Consider the following 19,491-nt stretch of genomic DNA (forward strand, 5'->3'; position numbering starts at 1 on the left):
GACAGATGACAACTATTAAAGAATATATATTATGTAGAGCTTATACTATTTAACAATATTAACTAACAAAGGAGAATAATCATGTGTAAATCTGTGTTACCATGTCCTAAAAGATCTAGTGTGTTTATACAATGCTAGTAGCATATGTAGTAGTCAGATCAGAATGGAGTATAGGTAATATACTTATACTAAGTATATTAGAGTTATTATTCATATTTACTTCTATTGTAAGTATGATAGGAAAATCACCTTTATTATTTTTATGCTTTTGGGTTTTAGGTGCCATTGGATTGATTTTAGCTACAGTGAAGGAGGTTATTCATCTATACTTTAAGAGTTATGAAATGTATTTACATGTTTTTGAAGTTGCTGTACCTATTTTTATCTGCCTGTCCCTAATATCTTTATTTGCCTCAGCATTTAAGCACGGAAAAGAAGATGATGTAAGAGGTTTAAAATGGGCATTAACATATAGAGCATTACCTGCAATATTAGTAATGATTGCTATGTCACTATATATTAGATTTAATAGAAGCAGATATTAGAAAAAATAACAATAATATTACTATTGCTAATTATTACTTTGACGGAATATGAAAATGAGGTGTTATGCACATATGTATAAACTTTAGACTGAATAACGCAATAAGAATAAATAAAAGTTAATGACAATATTAAATGATCCATAATTTTTTTAAAGGTGATGATAATTTTGAATCCTGCAATATGGATATCTATATATTTACCAATGTTTGTAGTACTATTTATTTTAATACCATCTGAACATAGAATTATTACTGCTAAAATTAAGCAAAAGAAGAAAAGAGGCGTTAAAATGTCAAATGACTTAATTAAAAGTTATATAGGTAAGGTTTGTAATATATCATCTGGTTCCTTCGGTCCTAAGTTCCAAAAAGTAAAAATTATTGAAGTGGTGGATAATTGGATTAAGGTTGAAGGAAAAGGGAAAATAGATTTGATCAATATAGACTTCATCCAAAACATTAAGATATTAGATAGCAAATATCAGAAGTAATTATCATGATGAAACCATATAGATAGGGAACTTTTAAAGTTCTCTTTTTTAATGTAATGGAATAAACTAAATGATTAGTTTGTATTTATTAATAAGGGACAATTAATATGAAAATATGTAATTGGATTTGAATAATAGTATGAAGGGGGATTTTTCTATGAGTTATACTACAAATGGAATACCACAGAAGTTACCCTTAAATATGTGTAGCCTATTAAGGGAAGGATTGGTAGGGGAGATAGTAGCTATTGATGCATATGAAAGACATATGGCTCAAAGTGCAAATCCAGAGTTTAATAGGGTTTGGTCATATATTTTAAAAAGAGAGAAGATTCATTACGGAATATTTTTAGATTTGATAAGAGAATATGATCTAGTAGAATATGAAGAGTATTTAAGTGTAAAAGAAAAACTTCATGTGAAAAAGGGAAGTACTAAAAAGTGTATACTTAGACAAGATGATTCCTTATTAAATATGATTAGGGAAGATATAAAGGGAGAATGTGAGGCCATATTATTATATGAAAAGCACTTATCGATGGTAAATATACCAAAAGTGAGGAAAGCATTAGAAGGGGTAATAAGGGATGAAAAGCGTCATGTGGAAATGTTAACATTATTATTATTAAATTATGATAAAGATTCCTATGGACCTATAAGTGTCAGGGGATAAATGAGCTAGCGCATTTTATCGAAAAATATCGTATTAAGGTTTGCATATATGATATATATATGATAATCTATTTTCGATAGATAAGTTGAAAGTAGGTGGTAGGAAGTGTTTAATAACATTGAAGCTGTAATATTTGACTTAGATGGAACCTTAGTAGATTCCATGTGGATATGGCTAGATATTGATATAGAATATTTAAAAAGAAAGAATGTGGATGTGGATAGTATAGATCACTTAAAGTTGCAAAAGGATATAGAGGGTATGAGCTATACGGAAGTTGCCCTATATTTTAAGGATACTTTTAATCTAGAGGATTCCATAGAACAGATAAAGGCTGATTGGCTAGATATGACTAGGGAATTTTATGCTGAGAAGATTCTATTGAAAGAAGGGGTAAAGGAACTTTTAGATAATATAAAAGATAATGAACTAAAACTTGGTGTTGCCACAAGTAATACAAGGGAATTAGTGGATGCAGTTCTTAAAAATAACGAAATACATGATTATTTTGAGATTATAAGAACTTCATGTGAAGTTGAAAAGGGAAAGCCCCATCCTCACATATATTTAAAGGTTGCAGAGGATTTAGGTGTAGATCCACAAAACTGCCTTGCCTTTGAAGATACCCACGCAGGTGTATTGGCAGCTAAAAGTGCAGGTATGAAAGTATTTGCCATAGCAGATGAAACTTCACTACCTTTTAAAGAGGACATTATGAAGGATGCAGATAGATATTTAAATGGATACCATGAAATTGCTTAAAAGTCGAGCTTAAAAGCTCGGCTTTAATAATGATAAATTGGGAAAACTATATCCAATATAAATGTATGTGGGCCTACTTCAGGAAAATATATTGAAATTTTTTCCATTGAAGTCCTTGTCACAAGCGAAAGTGTGAATCTTCGTAGATAGGTTCATGAGTCATGTTCAAGTAGCATAGGATGTTGTGACGTTCCCGGGTTCCAAAAATTTTCAATATATTTTCCCTTGTAGGCAAGTTACTGTACAGGGAAAGATTAGGATTGAAAAATTTATAGATATGAAGATCAGTTAAAAGGAGAATAATATGAAAAAGAAATCCATAATTGAAATAAAAATTGAAGAAGTAGAATTTCCTTCAAAGGGAATCGGTTATTACGAAGGTAAGAAAATATATGTAAAAAATGGTATCGTAGGCCAAGTTGTAAAGGTATATATTAAAAAGGTAAGAAAAGAATATGCAGAGGGAAAACTGTTAGAAGTTATAAGTAGGTCTGAAAATGAAAGGGATTCTTTTTGTCCTCACTTTGGTCTATGTGGTGGATGTGCTAACCAAACGGTTGAGTATGATGACCAAGTAAAATTAAAGGAAAAGCTAGTTAAAAAGCTTCTTGATGATGCGGGAGTAAAAGGATATGAATTTGAAGGAATAGAAAAAAGTCCTGAAGTCTATGAATATAGAAATAAGATGGAGTATTCCTTTGGAGATGAAACAAAGGGTGGTATACTAAATCTTGGAATGCACAAAAGAGGATCTTTCCAATCTGTAGTAACGGTAGATCAGTGTAAATTAGTAGACGATGATTTTAATAAGATATTAAAGACAGCTCTAGATTATTTTAGAGAAAGACAAGTTCCACACTACAATGCTAAAACTCACCAAGGATTTTTGAGACACTTTATTGTTAGAAAAGCTAAAGGAACTAAAGAGATATTAGTAAATTTAGTTACTTCAACTCAAATGGATATGGATATGAGTCAATTAGTTGAAATGACTAAGAATTTAGATTTAGATGGTAAGTTAGTTGGATATTTACATACTTTTAATGACAACTTATCTGATTGTGTAACTAATGAAAAATTAGAAATATTATATGGAAGAGACTATTTCTACGAAGAAATATTAGGTCTTAAGTTTAAAATATCAGCCTTTTCATTCTTCCAAACAAATCCACTTGGAGCGGAAAAACTATACTCTATAGCTATGGACTATATGGGAGATGCAAAGGACAAGGTTGTATATGACCTATATTGCGGAACAGGAACTATAGGACAGATCGCATCAACTCGTTCTAAAGAAGTATATGGTATAGAACTTATTGAGGAAGCAGTTGAAGCTGCTAATGAAAATGCCAAGTTAAATGGACTTACTAATTGTCAATTTATAGCTGGGGATGTATTTGAGAAGTTAGATGAATTGGCTAAAAAGCCAGAGGTTATTATTGTAGACCCACCAAGGGTAGGTATTAATCCAAAGGCACTTAAGAAGATATTAAGGTATAAGTGTAAGGAGATTGTGTATGTATCTTGCAATCCAAAGTCACTAGCCGAGAATTTGGCTGATATGCAGGAGTATGGATATAAGGTTAAGAAGGTGAGATGCATGGACATGTTCCCTCATACGCCTCATGTTGAGACAGTAGTGAGGATAGAGAAGGCGTTGTCTAAGTAAAACAAACCCTTTCATTTTAAAATAAACTCTTTGCATTTTTAAAATAAAGTTTTGTAATGAAAGAGTTTGTCTGATATAGGGGCAAAAAATGGAAGTAAAAATGGAAATATGAATAGAATTATTAAGGGGAAAGAATCATGGTTTAAGCCTTGAATCTAGCCCCTTTTTTATCTTTATATATACATTTGAAGGTAAATTTGTTATGAAATTATGGAAAAATTTAGTTTATTAGATTACAATATATATATAAGAATTTTATAGAAAAAACTTATAAAAGGTGATATAATGGCTAAATTTACTTCTAAAGCATTAAAAATTGTGAAAGACTATTTTGATGAAGGAAAATTTATTATTCAAGAGGGCAGAATATATAAAAAATATGCGAATTATTACTCTATAACAGTTGATGGTAAAGGATATTCTATAATGACCAAAAAAATTATAAAGTTCTTAGAAGATGGTATTTGGATTTCGAGGTCTAGAAAAGTGACTTCAAAAGTGCTTTCAACTATAAAAGAAAAATATGATAATAAAGAAATAATTATCAGAAATAATTGTATTTATAAAAAATATGGAGGAAAACATCAAAGAGGTTACATTCATTTTTGGAGTACAATTGAAGGAATTAAGTATAGAACTTTTGCTCATAAAATAATATATTTTTTACATTATGGGATATGGGATGATGTAAATGTAATAAATCATTTAGATGGCAATAAAGAAAATAATAGAATTGAAAATTTAGAATTAATTTCCCAATTTGAAAATGTACTTTATTCATTAAGAAATGATGAAATTATTTTTTATATAGACTTTATTGATGATGTGACTAGAGCGAAATATAGATTAGATGGAACACTATGGAAAATATTTAAGGAAGAAGCATATTCTAATGCTAGAAGAAATGTTTTAAATAGTTATCCGCATGATATTTTAGATTATGAAGCATGGAGAAACTGTAATACTTTTGAAGAATATGAAGAATATATTAACAAGAATAGAAAATAAGAAGGTTTTGAGAGTTGAACATATAACAGAATTTAGAAAAATTGTATTAATTGGAGTTATGTGATAAAAATAAAAATCTAAAATTCATCTGAAATTTTAAAAGGGGGAAGAAAGCTATCGGTAATATTTATAATAGACTATTAAGGTTATATAGAAAAAATAAAGATTCTGGGAAAACACCATTAGAAGATTATACTACAGAGATTTTAGTAGGCTTGCTTCAAGAAAATCCTAATATACTTAATGATTTTGTAAATAATGTATTAGAAATTGCAGGAGATAATTTTCGAGTACAGTCTCAAAGAAAATTTTATTTAAAAAATGATACTGATTGCATAGTTGATATTGTATTGGAAAATGATTATACAATCTGTTTCATTGAAAATAAGGTCAATTCTACAGAAGGTGATAGACAGCTAGAAAGATATGGCAAGATTCTTGACAATATACTGAAAGAGGAAAACAAGAGTGTTTATTTGAGATATTGCACCAAATATTATGATAAAAAAACATTACCAATATAGATTTTAAGCAGTTCAGATGGATGAATGTCTATAAATTTTTAAAAAGATATGAAGATAACAAAATAGTTAGACAATTTTTAGATTTTATGAGGAGTGAGGAAATGTCTAGTGCAGGAGAGTTTAACTTTCAAGATATGATAGTTTTAAGTAATGTTAATTATACCTTTTCAAAAATAAATGAATGCTTTGATAATGTAAGAAGTATGTTGGCAGATAGTTTTGGAGTATCAAAACAGACATCTACTGTAAAACAGATTAATGAGAGTAATGGTTGTTGGTTATGGGTAGAACAAGTATTTGGACAAGGATATTCGGAAGTATATGTGGGATTCTCTATTTCGGCAAATGAGGGAAAAATAATCCCTAATTTGATGGTAGGTATAAAGTGTAAAAAAAACAATGATAATTGTAGTAAGTTTAATGAAATTATAGAAGATGATGATAGTGTTTTTGATTGTATATATGTAGGTAATGATGGAAGTAATGCATGGTTTAAAGAACCACTTTCTAAATTTATATCTAGTGAAAATCAGCTAGCCGAAATACAGGAATGGTTTGTAAAAAAGTTAGAGGAGTTAGATGAATTTAGAAAAAATACTAGTGAATTGGATTGGAAATAGGAGTTTGCGTATATGAAATTATAATTTTTTATTTAAATACATGAGTATGTATAATTGAACATAATGGAAAGGATATCTAAATGAAAAATATTGTGAAGATAGATAGCAATAATATATATCAGTCATTTGTGGATAATTTCGGTATAAATAAAGGCGTTGTTGAGGAGTATATTTACTCTAATTTAAGAGAACTATTATGTGTAGACAGTGTGAAAGAAATAAATGTGCAAAAATTTATAAATTATATTATAAGTAAATCCAGTGATTCTATTAAAAGTGTAGAAGATGTTTATATTGATAAAATAACTATTTCACATTTAACAACTAGAAAAAATAAAAAAGAATTAGAGAATAATCCAATAAGAAATTTATTTAATGTATTAACTGAATCAACGACGCTACAAAAACATTTTGCTAAGCATAATATTATATTTAAAAAATATAAAGGAATTTTAAGAATATATAATGATGGAATACTAGTTGATTTTAGTGATTATTATAATAAGTCAAATGGACCAACAGCTAGAATGATTTCAAGAAGGTTTGAAGGAAATAGTTTTTATGGGCCAGATAAATGTGTCAATGGATTCTTATTCAATAAAGAGCTTGAATCAAATGGAAATGTAAGACATATTCAATATTATCCAGAGATACTTGAAAATATTGCTAGAGTAATAAAAAAGAATGAATTAATAAACGATTGGCAATATCAAAATAAAACTTTTAAAGTGACTTTTTGGGTAGATGTAAATAATCTTACATTTGATAATAATAAATATTTAAATTATAAAAGAAAAGTATTTCTGATATACAGATATTTATTATATTTTTTGATTAAAGATATGTATTCAAATTGGGATGGACATGATAACCCAATTATACGACTTAAAGATGGAATAGATGTGAGCAGCAAAGATATTTATTTGATTGAAGAGATTAAGGAGCGAATTTAAGTTATACTATATAACCCAAAGTATTGATAATTAAAAAATATATATAAGTTCCAGAGTGTGGTAATTACAATAATTAGTGCTGATTTATGGAAATAAGCGGTATAATAAAGTTATATCCAATAAAAAAATAATATAGATATAGAGGGGTCTTTTCATAGAAGAAGTTTACCACTTAAATAAGCGGTAGGGTGCCCTGCTTAGGACAGTTGCTTCAGAGAATGGAAGAAGATGATGCGATATATGCCATAGCAGTAACAGATATTCCTCAATATTATAATCAATGTAAACAGATAAAGAGATGGTTACTACAAAATTTAAATATTTATTTTATATTTGTAAGTATAGATAAAGATGTTAAAATATTAATACCAAAGTGATGAACTATAAGAATAGTAAAATGAAACTTTGCATTATTTAGTTTTATTTGTAATGAATATAATCTAGGGGGAATAAGTGTTATGGGTATGATTGAATATAGAGATTATGCAGATATTAAAAAAATTCTAGAGCTTTATATTTCTAAAAATAATAATCAAGTTGTAGCGGACTTACTTTCATTCTATTTTTTCGATGAAATAATACATATTGAAGAGAAAAATGGATTTTTTAAATTATATTGGAAAAATTATGATATACAAAATATGGATGAGGTAATTGATATTTTTCAAGCACATTATATATATTTGGGAGGACAGATTGAAAAAATAAAAGTAGTTAATATGGATGGAAGAGAATATATAGTTATTAAAATGTTCAGAATGGAACATAGAGATATAAGAAGGAGTTTAGGACTTCCGAATAATCATCCGATTGTATCAAGTAGTGCTGACTTTTTTTCAGAATTGAGATATATTAAGAACAATAAAGTTTATCAATGTATTATAAATGATATGCCTTTTTTTAGTGTGGTTTTAACTCGCAAACCAGGTCCTAATATTGAATATACAACAGATTTTCTTAGATTTATGAATTTAATAGATATTGAAGAACAGGTAGAATCAATAAAAAGTGATGCTAAGAACACAAATAAATATGATTATATGAAAATTAGTAATATGGGAAATTCATTGAGAGTTCTATTGGAGAGAGCATTAAAGTTCTATAATATTAACCTAAATAGTAATTATATTACAACTGCTAATTATAGAAAGAAAACATTAAATCAGCTTGAACAAGATGTTAAAAAAAATAACACCAATATGGATAAGTTAATTGAACAGAAAAAAAGATGGATAATGAATGATTATTCCCATGATTCTGGCAGTCGTCCTAATTTAAATGATATAGAGATGTTAGCAGACTATATAATAAATATATTATATGCAATGGCAGAAGATTTATAGTGTTTTAGGTAAAGGCTACAAAAATACATTTTGAAGCGGTATAATAAAGTTATATCAATTTATAATAAAATAATTTGAATATAGAGGTGTCTTTTCATAGATGCAATTATTACTTTAAAAAAAGTGACTAATTTGCAGATATGGAAAGGCATCTTTTGTTTTATCTGTGAAGAAATGAGGTGATTAATCATGAGCGAGTTAGCCTATTTTGTTAATTGTGCTTGTAGCATCGCTCTAATAGTTTTTAACATCTACATTGAAAATAAGTACTTTAAAGATGATAAAAAGAGAAACAAAATTTATATAACAATTGATATATCAAATCCATTGCATATTCTTACGTTTATTATGCTGATATCTTTAATAGTAATGAGTCCGATTATATGGTTCCTAGCAATTACATATGGAATTATAATTCTTTGGTGGGCATATAAACGTAATAAAAAATGTAAGAAGTAAAAGCATGAAAGGGAGAGGAAATTTGAATTTTAGCAAGAAAGACCTAAGAAAATATAATCAAGAAAATCGAGGAAAGGGAGAAGGTTCTAGTTATATTCTTTGGACAAAGATAAATGAATTTTCCTCAAAAGGTAGAGCAAGTAGAATATATGGAATCAAAAGCAATAGAATCCACCATCTACATTCTGATAATCAGTTAAGAGCATTCTTACTATTTGAATTCAGTCCTAAGGTTATTGATATAAGGGAGAGTTACCCCCTAATTGATATTTTTAATGTAATTGATGATAAAGAGACTTTAAGATTTGATAAGTTTAAGGATTCAAAGAGTGGTGAGTATTTTGTATTGACCACAAATTTTTTATTAACACTAAAAGACGGAGGTTCAACAAAATATATTGCGAGAGCTGTAAAAAACTGCTCTGAATTTAATAGAAAAACTATCATTGAAAAACTGGAGATAGAAAGACGATATTGGCATGCAAAAGGAATTGACTTTAAAGTCATAACGAACAAAGAGCTAAACAGACAATTTTGTAAGAATATTGAATGGGTTAGAGAAACGGTAATTAATGAAAAAGATAGTGGATTAGACATTTATACTTTATCAAATGAATTATATTCTTTTTTACAAAATAATAGCCATATTCGATTAAAAGACTTATTAAAGGAATTTGACCGTATCAAAGAACTAGAAGATGGGACAGGACTATATTTATTCAGATATTTGATAGCCAAAAGAACAATTAATATTGATATGAGGTTAAAAGTAGATTTAAATTCTACAGTAGAAGATATAGTCATAGGGTATGCGTAAAGGAGGGAGAGAATGATTTATGAAAATGCATTAATTAAATATACAAATGGTAAAATTGCAAGAATTTTATATATAGATAATTTAGCTCAAGTTAGTATTCTTATCAGTATGGATGTAAATAGATGGCCGTATATTAACAAAATAGAACAATTGGAAAAGGATTTAAAGCAAGAATGTGCAAGCATCTTAGAAGGTGATGATTATACTCCATTGATTATAGAGGAAGAGATAAAACCATTAGAATTACAAAAAAGAGATGAAATTTGGGAAGTTGTGCAGTATGTGTTAAGTAATAAGCTAGAAGAGAAAAACCTCTATATTAGCAAATATAGAACACCTGTTATTAAAGAAGCAGCTACTCGTTATGATATAAGTGAGAACACTATAAAAAATTATTTGATTCGATTTTGGAAAGGTGGAAAGACAAAAAACAGTTTATTACCTAAATATCTTAATTGTGGAGGTAGAGGGAAAGAAAGAAGTATATCAGCAAATAAGAGAGGAAGACCAATAATTATTGGAACAAATACAGGGGTAAATGTGGATAATAATATGAAGAAAATATTTAAAACTGGATTAAATAAATACTACTATAACGACAGAAGAAATAGCATAAAAACAACATATGAACTAATTATAAAAGATTATTTTGTCAAGGATTATGCTATTCAAAATGGTGTGAAAGTTCCTATTTTAGAAGATAGCTCTAAAATACCAACTTATCATCAATTTTACTATTGGTTCAAGAAGTTTAATGATAGTAAAAAAGAAGTAATGAAGAGGCAAGGGGATAGAATATATTATCAGAATTATAGAAGTATAATTGGTAATTCAATAACGGATGCTGAATTTGGTCCAGGGAGTTTATATCAGATAGATAGTACTATTGCAGATATTTACTTGGTAAGTTCCCTTGATAGAAATTTGATAATATCTCGTCCTGTTTTATATTTTGTAATAGATGTATATTCAAGAGGCATTGTTGGTGTTCATGTAACTTTAGAATCTTTCAACTCATATACAGGAGCAATGATGGCATTAATAAATAGCATGACAAGTAAAAAAGAGTACTGCTCAAAATATGGAATAGATATAGATGAGGAAGAATGGCCTAATGCAATACCTTTGCGTATTTTGGCTGATAGAGGAGAATTAGTAAATGGTCAAATTGAGCAAGCAATAGAGAATTTAGGAATAATTATTCAAAATAGTCCTCCTTATAGAGCTGATTACAAAGGCATCATCGAAAGGTCCTTTGGTTCCATCAATTTAAAATTAAAACCATTCGTTGATGGAGCAGTTACAAATGGTATCAATAAAGTAGGGAGAGGAGAAAAGGATTATCGATTACAAGCCAATCTAACTCTAAAGGAATTCACTAAAATAGTGATAAAGTGTGTACTTTTTCATAATAATCACCATGTTTTAAGTAATTATATTATTGACGATATGGTTGTTGAGGAAAGTATAGAGAAGATACCGATTAAAATATGGAAATATGGAATTGAGAATAAAAAGGGCATGTTAAGGAAATTTCCAGAAAATATTATTAAACTAAATTTACTTCCAAGAGAAGAGGCAACGGTCAGTTCTAGAGGAGTAGCTTTTAAGAAAATGTTGTATGCATGTGAATATGCACTAAAGGATGGGTGGTTTCAGAAGGCACGAAGTAGTGGAAGCTGGAAAATAAAAGTGGCATATGACCCTCGTGATTTAACCAATATATATGTTTTAGATGAAGAAGGGAGAAACTATAAAACCCTATCCCTATTAGAGCATTTGAGTAAATATAAAGGTTTGAGCATGGATGAATATGATGAGTTTCAGCAACATGAGAAGGAGATGGAGACAAAAAGTAAAGAGAAAGAGCTTCAGCATAAAATTAAATTATATGGTGAAATAGAAGAAATTGTTGGGAAGGCAAGAGAGAAGGCTGAAATTCAAAAAGATGATACTTTATCAAAATCACAAAGACTTAAAGGTATTACAGAAAATAATAAGATAGAAAAGGAATTATATAAAGAAGCTATTGTAATAGGGGAAGAATCTAAGAATATTATAAGTGAAGGAACAATTGAAAAAGAATATGATGAATTTGATATATTTACACAAATACAAGAAGAAATAAGGTGAGTAAATGGATAAAAAAATATATTTGCCCAATGGGATGGAGGCAATAGAAGCAGTTTATAAAGAGTCAGAAATTGAAGAGTATAATAATAATCCTTTTATTCAAGCATTACCTCCTTTATACAAGAAAGAAGAAATTATAAGAAAGCTCATGTTGACACCAACAATGAAAAAAGAAGAAAAAGAATTAGATGCTACGATACGACTTCATATTATACAAAGATTATATAAAGTATTTCAGCCGTTACCAAGGCATATAGAGATATGGAATATGGTGAATTCTCTTATTAGGCAAGGTTATATTGCAAGAAATCCTTATGATAAAAATTACAAAAGATATGTGAATGAAACTGGGGAATCTCTTATAAATAAGAAATATGAGATAAGCAATAATATGAATTTTAGAACGACGGCAAGCTCTGGTCTTGTTATTGGATTTTCTGGCATGGGAAAGACAACAACTGTGAATCGTATTTTAAGCCATATCCCTCAAATCATTTGCCATAACTATTACAAGGAGCAACATTTTAATAATATGCAATTGACGTGGCTTAAATTGGAAGCACCACATAATTCAAGTCTGAAGGCTTTAACTCTTCAATTCTTTATGAAAATCGATGAATTATTAGGAACAGAGAATTTTAAGAGGTATGTATCTAGAAATCTTTCGGTGGATGCAATGATGCCACTTATGGGTAAGGCTGCACAAAGTGTGAATTTAGGAATGCTTATCATAGATGAATTACAAAACTTATCAAAGAATGTATCACAGATAATGAATTATTTCGTCACTCTTATCAATAGTTTGAGTTGAGGATTGCTAGAAGAGTTACGGGTAATGGTGAGGTCATATGGAATAATATGAACAATGATAAGGAGTTTAGATTATTTTTAAATGGTATATGGAAATATCAATGGGTAAGAAAAGAGACTAAATTAACTGATGAAATAACAAATTTGATATATGAGAAAACTCAAGGAATATCAGACCTAATAGTGAAGCTATTAGTAAATTCTCAATATAAGGCTATAAGTATAGGAAAAGAAGAGCTTACTTCAGAATTAATTGAGAAAGTGGCGGATGAAGAGTTTAGACTTATGAAACCTATGTTAGCAGCTATTCGCTCGAAAAACCCTTATAAAATAATGCAGTATGAAGATATTAGAAGGATTGAAGAAGTAGGAAATATAATAGTACCCAAAGACCAGATAAGACCATCTATTAATAGAAGAACTATAGTCAAAGAAAATAAGATAGATAAAAAGCAAGAAATAAATATTGAGCAAACAGTAAAAACAAAGACTAGGAATAAAAAAATAAAAGTAGAGGATTTACCGCAAGATGATATTCGTGTGCTTGTAAATGAAGGAGTAAAAAAGAATTTAACTGTTCATGTAGTGTTTGTTAGCAATGGATTAATAGATAACTTAGAGTTCCTAGAGGTAGGTGATATAAATTGATGAATTGTTTTCCACTTTTATATAAAGATTCTTTGCTTTATGATATTATATCCCGTTATAGACGTATGAATGGAATTATTAGCACTAAGGCATTGGTAAAAGATTTATATGGTAAAGAGGTAACACTAACATCTATATATTTTCCACCACATATAAGTGGTATTGTAAGTAATTTACCCTATACCTCAAAAATTACAGAGGATATAATTATAAAAAACCATACGATGTATCCCTTTTATACAGCTTTTTTATCACCAGATAAATCAAAAGAAATTTATGATGCTATGTCTGTTTCAAATGGGCATAGTTTTTTTAATAAAGTTGGAATTTGCAGTAGCCAAATAAGAATGAATAAGTATTTGAAGTTTTGTCCTATATGCTTCAAAGAGGACATGAAAAAATATGGAGAAAGTTATTGGAGAAGATTGCATCAGATTCCAGGAGTTTTTTATTGCTTAGAACATGAATGTGAGCTATTGGATAGTGATGTAACACCAATTAACTGTAGAGTTCAGTATTCTTGTGCATATGAGGAAACATGTGTTGATATAGGGGAGAATAAAATTATAAATCCTAGATTTAAAGAGCTAAATCTACAATTGATTAGACAGGTAAATTATTTATTGAGAAATGATGTTGAGAGAAAAGAATTAGATTTTATAATTGATTTTTATATAGATAGATTAAGAGATAGAGGTCTTACAGCTTCATCAGGAGCCATATATATGAAAGAATTTCAGAGGGAATTTGTAAATTTTTATTCTCACGAGTATTTGCAGTTGCTTCAAAGTGATATTGATATAGAAAAAGAATATAATTGGCTAAGAGTATTTATAAGGCATAATGGTAAGAATAGAAATCCATTAAGACATTTGTTATTGTTGCAATTCCTTGGAGTAGAAGTAAAACATTTATTTCAATGCAAACAAGTAATAGGAAAACGTAAGGTAAATCATATACCTATACCAAAGTTAGATAGAGATGAAATGAGAGAAAAATGGATACAAATTATAAAAGATAACCCAGATGCAACACGTTCAGAATTAAAGAAAATAGCAAAAGGAATACATACTTGGATTTATAAACATGATAGGGAATGGTATGAACAGGTATCGCCAGCTCCTAAAAAGAAAAAAGAAAAATCTAACTTAATTAATTGGGAAAAGAGAGATGCAGAATGTTTAGTATTGGTCAAAAAGGCAGTGGAACAATTACTAAATCAAGAGGGTAAGCCTGTAAGAATATGCAAATCCACTATAAGAAGAAAATTAGGATTCAATACGTGGTTCAATAATAAGAAACTGGTCAAGACGCATGAATATATTGAAAAGGTTAAAGAGGATATTGAGAGTTATAGAATAAGAAAGATTAAATGGGCTATTAATGAGATGTTAGAAAAGGAGATGACCATTACTACATATAAGATTCAGTTGTATGCGGGATTTGGGGGGATAAATAAAGATGAAGTTAAAAATTTCATATTAGAGCAATTAGGTCTACAATATTAAAAATACATTTGAAATTTACCAAAATAAGGAGTAATATTGATAGTATAATTTATAGAATAATTTGTATTTAAAGGAGTTTTGAGAATGGCAGACAAAGCATTGGAAAAGTTTAATGAAAGTATTGGTTATGAAAAAATTTTACTTAAAGAATCATTAACAATAAAATCTATTAATACAGGTGTCAAATTAAGAGGCGGTATTGCATTTTTAAATCATGAATATGAATCTCATTTATTGAATCTTAGCGATAGTTTGGCGGGAAATAAGATTAATAGCTTTATCAACAAAAATCTTCTACCATTAATTTTCACATCAAGTTTTAAAATTATAGATATGTTTATTGAGTTTATAATAGATTATAATGGTCATGAAGTACCATGGCAATTTGCTAAAAAAATTAAACTAGTTGATAATAATAGAAATTTATTTAATCTTCCAAATACATTGGAAAATAAAGAATTTCAAGCCATTTATATGTTGTATAAAAATTTAACAAAAAAAAGAAATTTAATAGTTCATGGAGTTTGGGGAGAAGTAAAAAATGAAACTTTAGAATTTAAAGATGGCTCATGTATTAACGATGAAAAAGTAATGTCATTGGCGAATATTGCATATTTAGTAATTAATATTCTTAATTTGGATGTTAGTAATCAGTTTTTTGAAGGAATAAAATTTACCTTACATAGAAATTTAAATGTCATTTCTGATATTATAGGAAATAATTTCACAAAATTTGATGAAAATACTGTACTATTTTATCAAATAGAATATAAGATTACTAATAGTGACTTTAAAGTAGATGTGGGAAAAATAAAAAGAATGATTGATAGCGAAGTTAATTCTTATAGTAATGAAAATCATAAGTATAAGGGTATATTTAAACTTATTGTGGAAAATGGAGATGATAAATGGATAATATCTTCTAATGAAATCGATGATAGCATAAATGAAATTGATTTAAAAGATTATGATAATTTTAAGGAAGTTTAAAAATAGTGATGGTAATAAAATAGAAGATATGATAATAGAAGGTGAAGATATTGGCAATTAAATATATAGAAATAAAAGCAACGAAAATTGAAAGAATGATAAAAAGTGAAGATTTTAAATGTTTTAAAAAACATATAGAAACAGTAATTGGAATAAAAAACGATATATACGAAATAGTAATAGAAAATGTTGCATATGATGAAAGTGGATTGCCTAATGAAGAAGTAAATGCTAGGGTTACATTTAAGAATAATTATTCTAAAGTTGATAAAATTGTATTTTTTAGAGATTCTTTAGGAAAAAATATTAATAGAAAATTTGGTAGAATATCACATAATAATGACATATTCAATAAAATTGCAGATATATATATTAAAAATGCACTTGTGCATGAATTAGTGCACATCAAACAATTTGAAAATGGTAAGTTAACAATAGAAACAATTATGGATGAAAAAAAGTTACATTATACCGATAGAACTCTAGAAATTGAAGCGGAAAATAGAGCAAGAAAAATTATAAGTAGCTATGGAAATTTCGAAGAAGAGATAATGAAATATATAAGTTCTAAGAACTGCTTTACTAATGATTCAATGTGTAAAATTGAAGAAATATATTTAGATAAAAAAACTAGTAAGTAATAGTATAGTAATAAGAGAAAATTATATTTTAATATTTTGAATTTAACTATAGACATTAAAAGAATAAAGAACTAGAAATGAGGTGTAATATTTATATGCTAAGGACGAATGAGTTTATGCTACAAGAATACATTAATAGACTAGAAGCTAACAGAATAACTTTAATAAGTGAAATAGAAGAACTATATAAATTTGACCTACAAACTTCTAATGCAAGATTTAACAAATTAATCTTCTATACAGATATACTAATTAAGTATTCAATGATGTCTTATAATAGTGCTATTCAAGATGACTATACATTCTCATATTTAAATTTAAGAAGAATGATAGAGGCATATTCATATATTGTTCTTTGGGTTTATTTTCATATATCTTATAAAGAATTTAATGAGAATTTTTTTTTCAAGTATGTGAAGGACTTTAAAATTGATAAAAAGAGTAAAAAAGGTATACCTAAAATACATCATCTAATTGACTGCAGTGAACTACTGAATTGTTTTGGAAACTCATTTGTTAAATCTAACAAAGATATAAAAAACTCTTACAAAAACATAAGTGAAGAAGTTTTACATATTCCTAAATATAAAACAGGGTATACTCCATTATTAAAAAAAGTTATAACATTCATAGAAGTTGAAGAGCATTTGAAATTGAACTTATTAATTATGCAAAATACTTGTACATTATTCAATTATGTTAAAAAGCCCTTGATAAATCCAATTACTTTCGCTTAATTATGTTAGAAAAGTTTAAATAGCATGTTATATTATCGATATATAGAATTAGAGTAAATTATATAATATGTCTAATTAAAACAACCCCTTTCAATTTAAAATAAACTCTTTGCATTTTTAAAATAAAGTCTTGGAATGAAAGAGTTTGTCTGATATAGGGGCAAAAAAATGGAAGTAAAATGGAAATATGAATAGAATTATTAAGGGGAAAGAATCATGGTTTAAGCCTTGAATCTAGCCCCTTTTTTATGTAGAAATTTAAGGACTAATAGAATATGGATTAACTCTAAGCCCCTGAAAAATAGAGGTTATTAAAGAAAAAATTAAATGGATTCATAATGAGATAAAATACTGAATCTTAGTAAATAAGTGCTGAAAAAATAGATTTTTAAATGGAAAAGAAAAGAGAAAATTAAAGAGCTCAATAATCAAAAATGAAAATGTTTATTTTAAAATAAAATAAAGTTTTGGAATGGACTTGAAAGAAAATGGAAAACGAAAAGCGTCATATTAAAAGACTTTATTTTAAATTGGAACGAAAGAATGAGGGATTCAGATGGGTGAAAAGCAAATTGTTTATTATAAACTCACACACGTAAGTGTTGAAATAGCTAGTGTGTAGAGTTTCTATCGGTTTGTTGTCACAAGGGTCGGTTGGGACTAGCATGTAAATATAAATACGCAAAACTAAATATTAAAATAATTACATCTATCCATTAAGGGTAGATGTTTTTTTACTATGAAAATAATTATAATAGTTTGCCTTTGTAGGATAGAATTTAAACTTACTAGTTACTAGTTACTAAAGTATTTCGTTGTGGTAAAATAAGTAAAAAATAAAGGAATCTGTTATAATTAGATATACTGAGATTAATAAGTAAATTACTAGGAAATTAATAAAAGGAAAAGAGGGGATGAGATATTGCTAAATTAGAAAAAAGTAAAATAAAAGTTTCAAGAGCCAATATTTCTGAAATAATTTTTATTATTTCTTTGATGGCGCTAACAGCTGTGATAATATATTTTATGTTTAAAAGCATGGCTGTTAAAAATATTGTTATAAACGCTAAGGGAACGACTCTTAGAAATGAAGTGGATCTTATTATGGCAGCCACAGATAATGCCATCAATAAAATTTATAATATGCTAGTAGTTACAACAATATTTTTTACTGTAATAGTAGCTTCAATTTCGATATTTCAATATCTAAAAATTAAAGAATCTAATGAAATAAAAAAAGAATTGGAAAAAGAATTAGAACAAGTGAGAGCAAATTTGATTGAATATCAATTAAAGTTTAAACAATTAGAAAATGATAATAACGGCAATAAAAATAGAATTAAAAGCGCTATAGATAATTTTGATAAAAAGTCCGCTGAAATAGAAGTTGAAGTTTCTTTTATTAGAGCAGATGATGCTTTTCGAATGAAATATTATGATTCTAAAGAGATTAGATTTGATTGCTATAATAAAATATTGAAATTAAACGAGAGGTATCCTGGATTAATAAGTAAAGTTAGGTTGTCAAATACATATTGTAATCTTGGAGTTGTGTATTATGAACAAAATAGTCTGTATAAAGCAAAAGAGTATTTTCAAAAATCTTTGGATTTAGATAATACAGGAGAAAAAATAGGTACATTAAAAAATATTGGGATGATAGAATATAAATTAGGTAATTTACGAAAATCAGTTGGATATTTCGAAAAAGTATATTGTCTTAATGAAAATAATTTAGAAACAATAGAATTACTTATTAAGGCATTAAATAATATTAATGAAGAAGAAGACATAGATAAAGCTTTAAAATATTGTACAATCCTTGTTAAAAGACATGGTCATTCAGGATTGAAGTGTTTAGATAAAATCGAAGCAGAGGGTTATCTACATAATATAAAAATAAAATATAAAGAAGAATTAAATAAATTAAGAAAGAGCTTGTAAATAATATATACTTAAATGGAAATTTTCTAGTCCACTTGATGGACTAAAATAAATTATTATTTGGACTACTTTTAAGGTTCTTCGTTAATCTTGGTGAATTTAAAACAATTTAAAAGAGATATTAATTGTAATTTATATCCATTAATATTTATACAGACATAACTTTTTTTCTTAATAATTGGAAACTTGCTTTGCCATACATGATTCTTTTTATAG

Annotated in this window: 20 protein-coding genes; all 20 read left to right on the top strand. The window is 27.7% G+C overall.

All coding sequences use genetic code 11. The features are described 5' to 3' along the window. Positions 1 to 131 precede the first annotated feature (131 nt). The 20 genes from N4A57_RS17310 (at position 132) to N4A57_RS17405 (ending at position 19,275) form a co-directional block, all read left to right on the top strand. A complete protein-coding gene (locus N4A57_RS17310) occupies positions 132 to 545 on the top strand; it encodes a hypothetical protein (RefSeq protein ID WP_293659331.1) in 414 nt (137 codons plus the stop codon). Between the two features lie 167 nt (positions 546 to 712). After that, complete coding sequence (locus tag N4A57_RS17315) at positions 713 to 1,036, top strand: DUF6897 domain-containing protein (protein WP_293659332.1); 324 nt, start codon at positions 713 to 715, stop codon at positions 1,034 to 1,036. 157 nt (positions 1,037 to 1,193) lie between these two features. After that, a complete protein-coding gene (locus N4A57_RS17320) occupies positions 1,194 to 1,709 on the top strand; it encodes a ferritin-like domain-containing protein (protein WP_293659333.1) in 516 nt (171 codons plus the stop codon). A gap of 105 nt (positions 1,710 to 1,814) precedes the next feature. After that, positions 1,815 to 2,471: an HAD family hydrolase gene (locus tag N4A57_RS17325; protein ID WP_293659334.1), complete on the top strand. Its 657-nt coding sequence runs from the start codon at positions 1,815 to 1,817 to the stop codon at positions 2,469 to 2,471. A gap of 304 nt (positions 2,472 to 2,775) precedes the next feature. Then, positions 2,776 to 4,140: a 23S rRNA (uracil(1939)-C(5))-methyltransferase RlmD gene (gene rlmD / locus N4A57_RS17330; RefSeq protein WP_293659335.1), complete on the top strand. Its 1,365-nt coding sequence runs from the start codon at positions 2,776 to 2,778 to the stop codon at positions 4,138 to 4,140. Positions 4,141 to 4,425: 285 nt separating this feature from the next. Next, positions 4,426 to 5,148 (top strand): HNH endonuclease signature motif containing protein, encoded by a 723-nt coding sequence (locus N4A57_RS17335; protein WP_293659336.1) that lies wholly within the window; start codon positions 4,426 to 4,428, stop codon positions 5,146 to 5,148. A gap of 215 nt (positions 5,149 to 5,363) precedes the next feature. Next, the gene (locus N4A57_RS17340) at positions 5,364 to 5,672 is read left to right on the top strand and encodes a PD-(D/E)XK nuclease family protein (RefSeq protein ID WP_293659337.1); all 309 of its coding nucleotides are present in this window, start codon (positions 5,364 to 5,366) and stop codon (positions 5,670 to 5,672) included. Between the two features lie 20 nt (positions 5,673 to 5,692). After that, a complete protein-coding gene (locus N4A57_RS17345) occupies positions 5,693 to 6,292 on the top strand; it encodes a hypothetical protein (RefSeq protein WP_293659338.1) in 600 nt (199 codons plus the stop codon). Between the two features lie 80 nt (positions 6,293 to 6,372). Continuing rightward, the gene (locus N4A57_RS17350; protein WP_293659339.1) at positions 6,373 to 7,245 is read left to right on the top strand and encodes a hypothetical protein; all 873 of its coding nucleotides are present in this window, start codon (positions 6,373 to 6,375) and stop codon (positions 7,243 to 7,245) included. A gap of 218 nt (positions 7,246 to 7,463) precedes the next feature. After that, on the top strand, positions 7,464 to 7,622 hold the full coding sequence (locus N4A57_RS17355) for a hypothetical protein (protein WP_293659340.1): 159 nt from the start codon (positions 7,464 to 7,466) through the stop codon (positions 7,620 to 7,622). An 81-nt stretch (positions 7,623 to 7,703) separates the two neighbouring features. Continuing rightward, positions 7,704 to 8,588 (top strand): hypothetical protein, encoded by an 885-nt coding sequence (locus N4A57_RS17360; protein ID WP_293659341.1) that lies wholly within the window; start codon positions 7,704 to 7,706, stop codon positions 8,586 to 8,588. A 481-nt stretch (positions 8,589 to 9,069) separates the two neighbouring features. Then, positions 9,070 to 9,864 carry a TnsA endonuclease N-terminal domain-containing protein gene (locus N4A57_RS17365; RefSeq protein ID WP_293659342.1) on the top strand — a complete coding sequence of 265 codons (795 nt, stop codon included), beginning with the start codon at positions 9,070 to 9,072 and terminating at the stop codon, positions 9,862 to 9,864. 12 nt (positions 9,865 to 9,876) lie between these two features. Beyond that, complete coding sequence (locus tag N4A57_RS17370) at positions 9,877 to 11,997, top strand: transposase (protein ID WP_293659343.1); 2,121 nt, start codon at positions 9,877 to 9,879, stop codon at positions 11,995 to 11,997. A gap of 34 nt (positions 11,998 to 12,031) precedes the next feature. Further along, positions 12,032 to 12,808 carry an ATP-binding protein gene (locus N4A57_RS17375; protein WP_293659344.1) on the top strand — a complete coding sequence of 259 codons (777 nt, stop codon included), beginning with the start codon at positions 12,032 to 12,034 and terminating at the stop codon, positions 12,806 to 12,808. Then, positions 12,805 to 13,455, top strand: a complete 651-nt coding sequence (locus N4A57_RS17380; RefSeq protein ID WP_293659345.1) for a hypothetical protein — start codon at positions 12,805 to 12,807, stop codon at positions 13,453 to 13,455. Before N4A57_RS17375 ends, N4A57_RS17380 begins: the two co-directional genes overlap by 4 nt. Further along, positions 13,455 to 14,963 (top strand): TnsD family Tn7-like transposition protein, encoded by a 1,509-nt coding sequence (locus N4A57_RS17385; RefSeq protein WP_293659346.1) that lies wholly within the window; start codon positions 13,455 to 13,457, stop codon positions 14,961 to 14,963. Before N4A57_RS17380 ends, N4A57_RS17385 begins: the two co-directional genes overlap by 1 nt. Before the next feature lie 84 nt (positions 14,964 to 15,047). Further along, positions 15,048 to 15,953 (top strand): hypothetical protein, encoded by a 906-nt coding sequence (locus N4A57_RS17390; RefSeq protein WP_293659347.1) that lies wholly within the window; start codon positions 15,048 to 15,050, stop codon positions 15,951 to 15,953. Positions 15,954 to 16,003: 50 nt separating this feature from the next. Further along, the gene (locus N4A57_RS17395; RefSeq protein WP_293659348.1) at positions 16,004 to 16,594 is read left to right on the top strand and encodes a hypothetical protein; all 591 of its coding nucleotides are present in this window, start codon (positions 16,004 to 16,006) and stop codon (positions 16,592 to 16,594) included. A gap of 95 nt (positions 16,595 to 16,689) precedes the next feature. Beyond that, positions 16,690 to 17,331: a hypothetical protein gene (locus N4A57_RS17400; protein ID WP_293659349.1), complete on the top strand. Its 642-nt coding sequence runs from the start codon at positions 16,690 to 16,692 to the stop codon at positions 17,329 to 17,331. A gap of 996 nt (positions 17,332 to 18,327) precedes the next feature. Continuing rightward, complete coding sequence (locus N4A57_RS17405; RefSeq protein WP_293659352.1) at positions 18,328 to 19,275, top strand: tetratricopeptide repeat protein; 948 nt, start codon at positions 18,328 to 18,330, stop codon at positions 19,273 to 19,275. Positions 19,276 to 19,491: the final 216 nt, after the last annotated feature.

This window comes from Anaeromicrobium sp. (assembly GCF_025210435.1).
Classification (GTDB): Bacteria; Bacillota; Clostridia; order Peptostreptococcales; family Thermotaleaceae; genus Anaeromicrobium.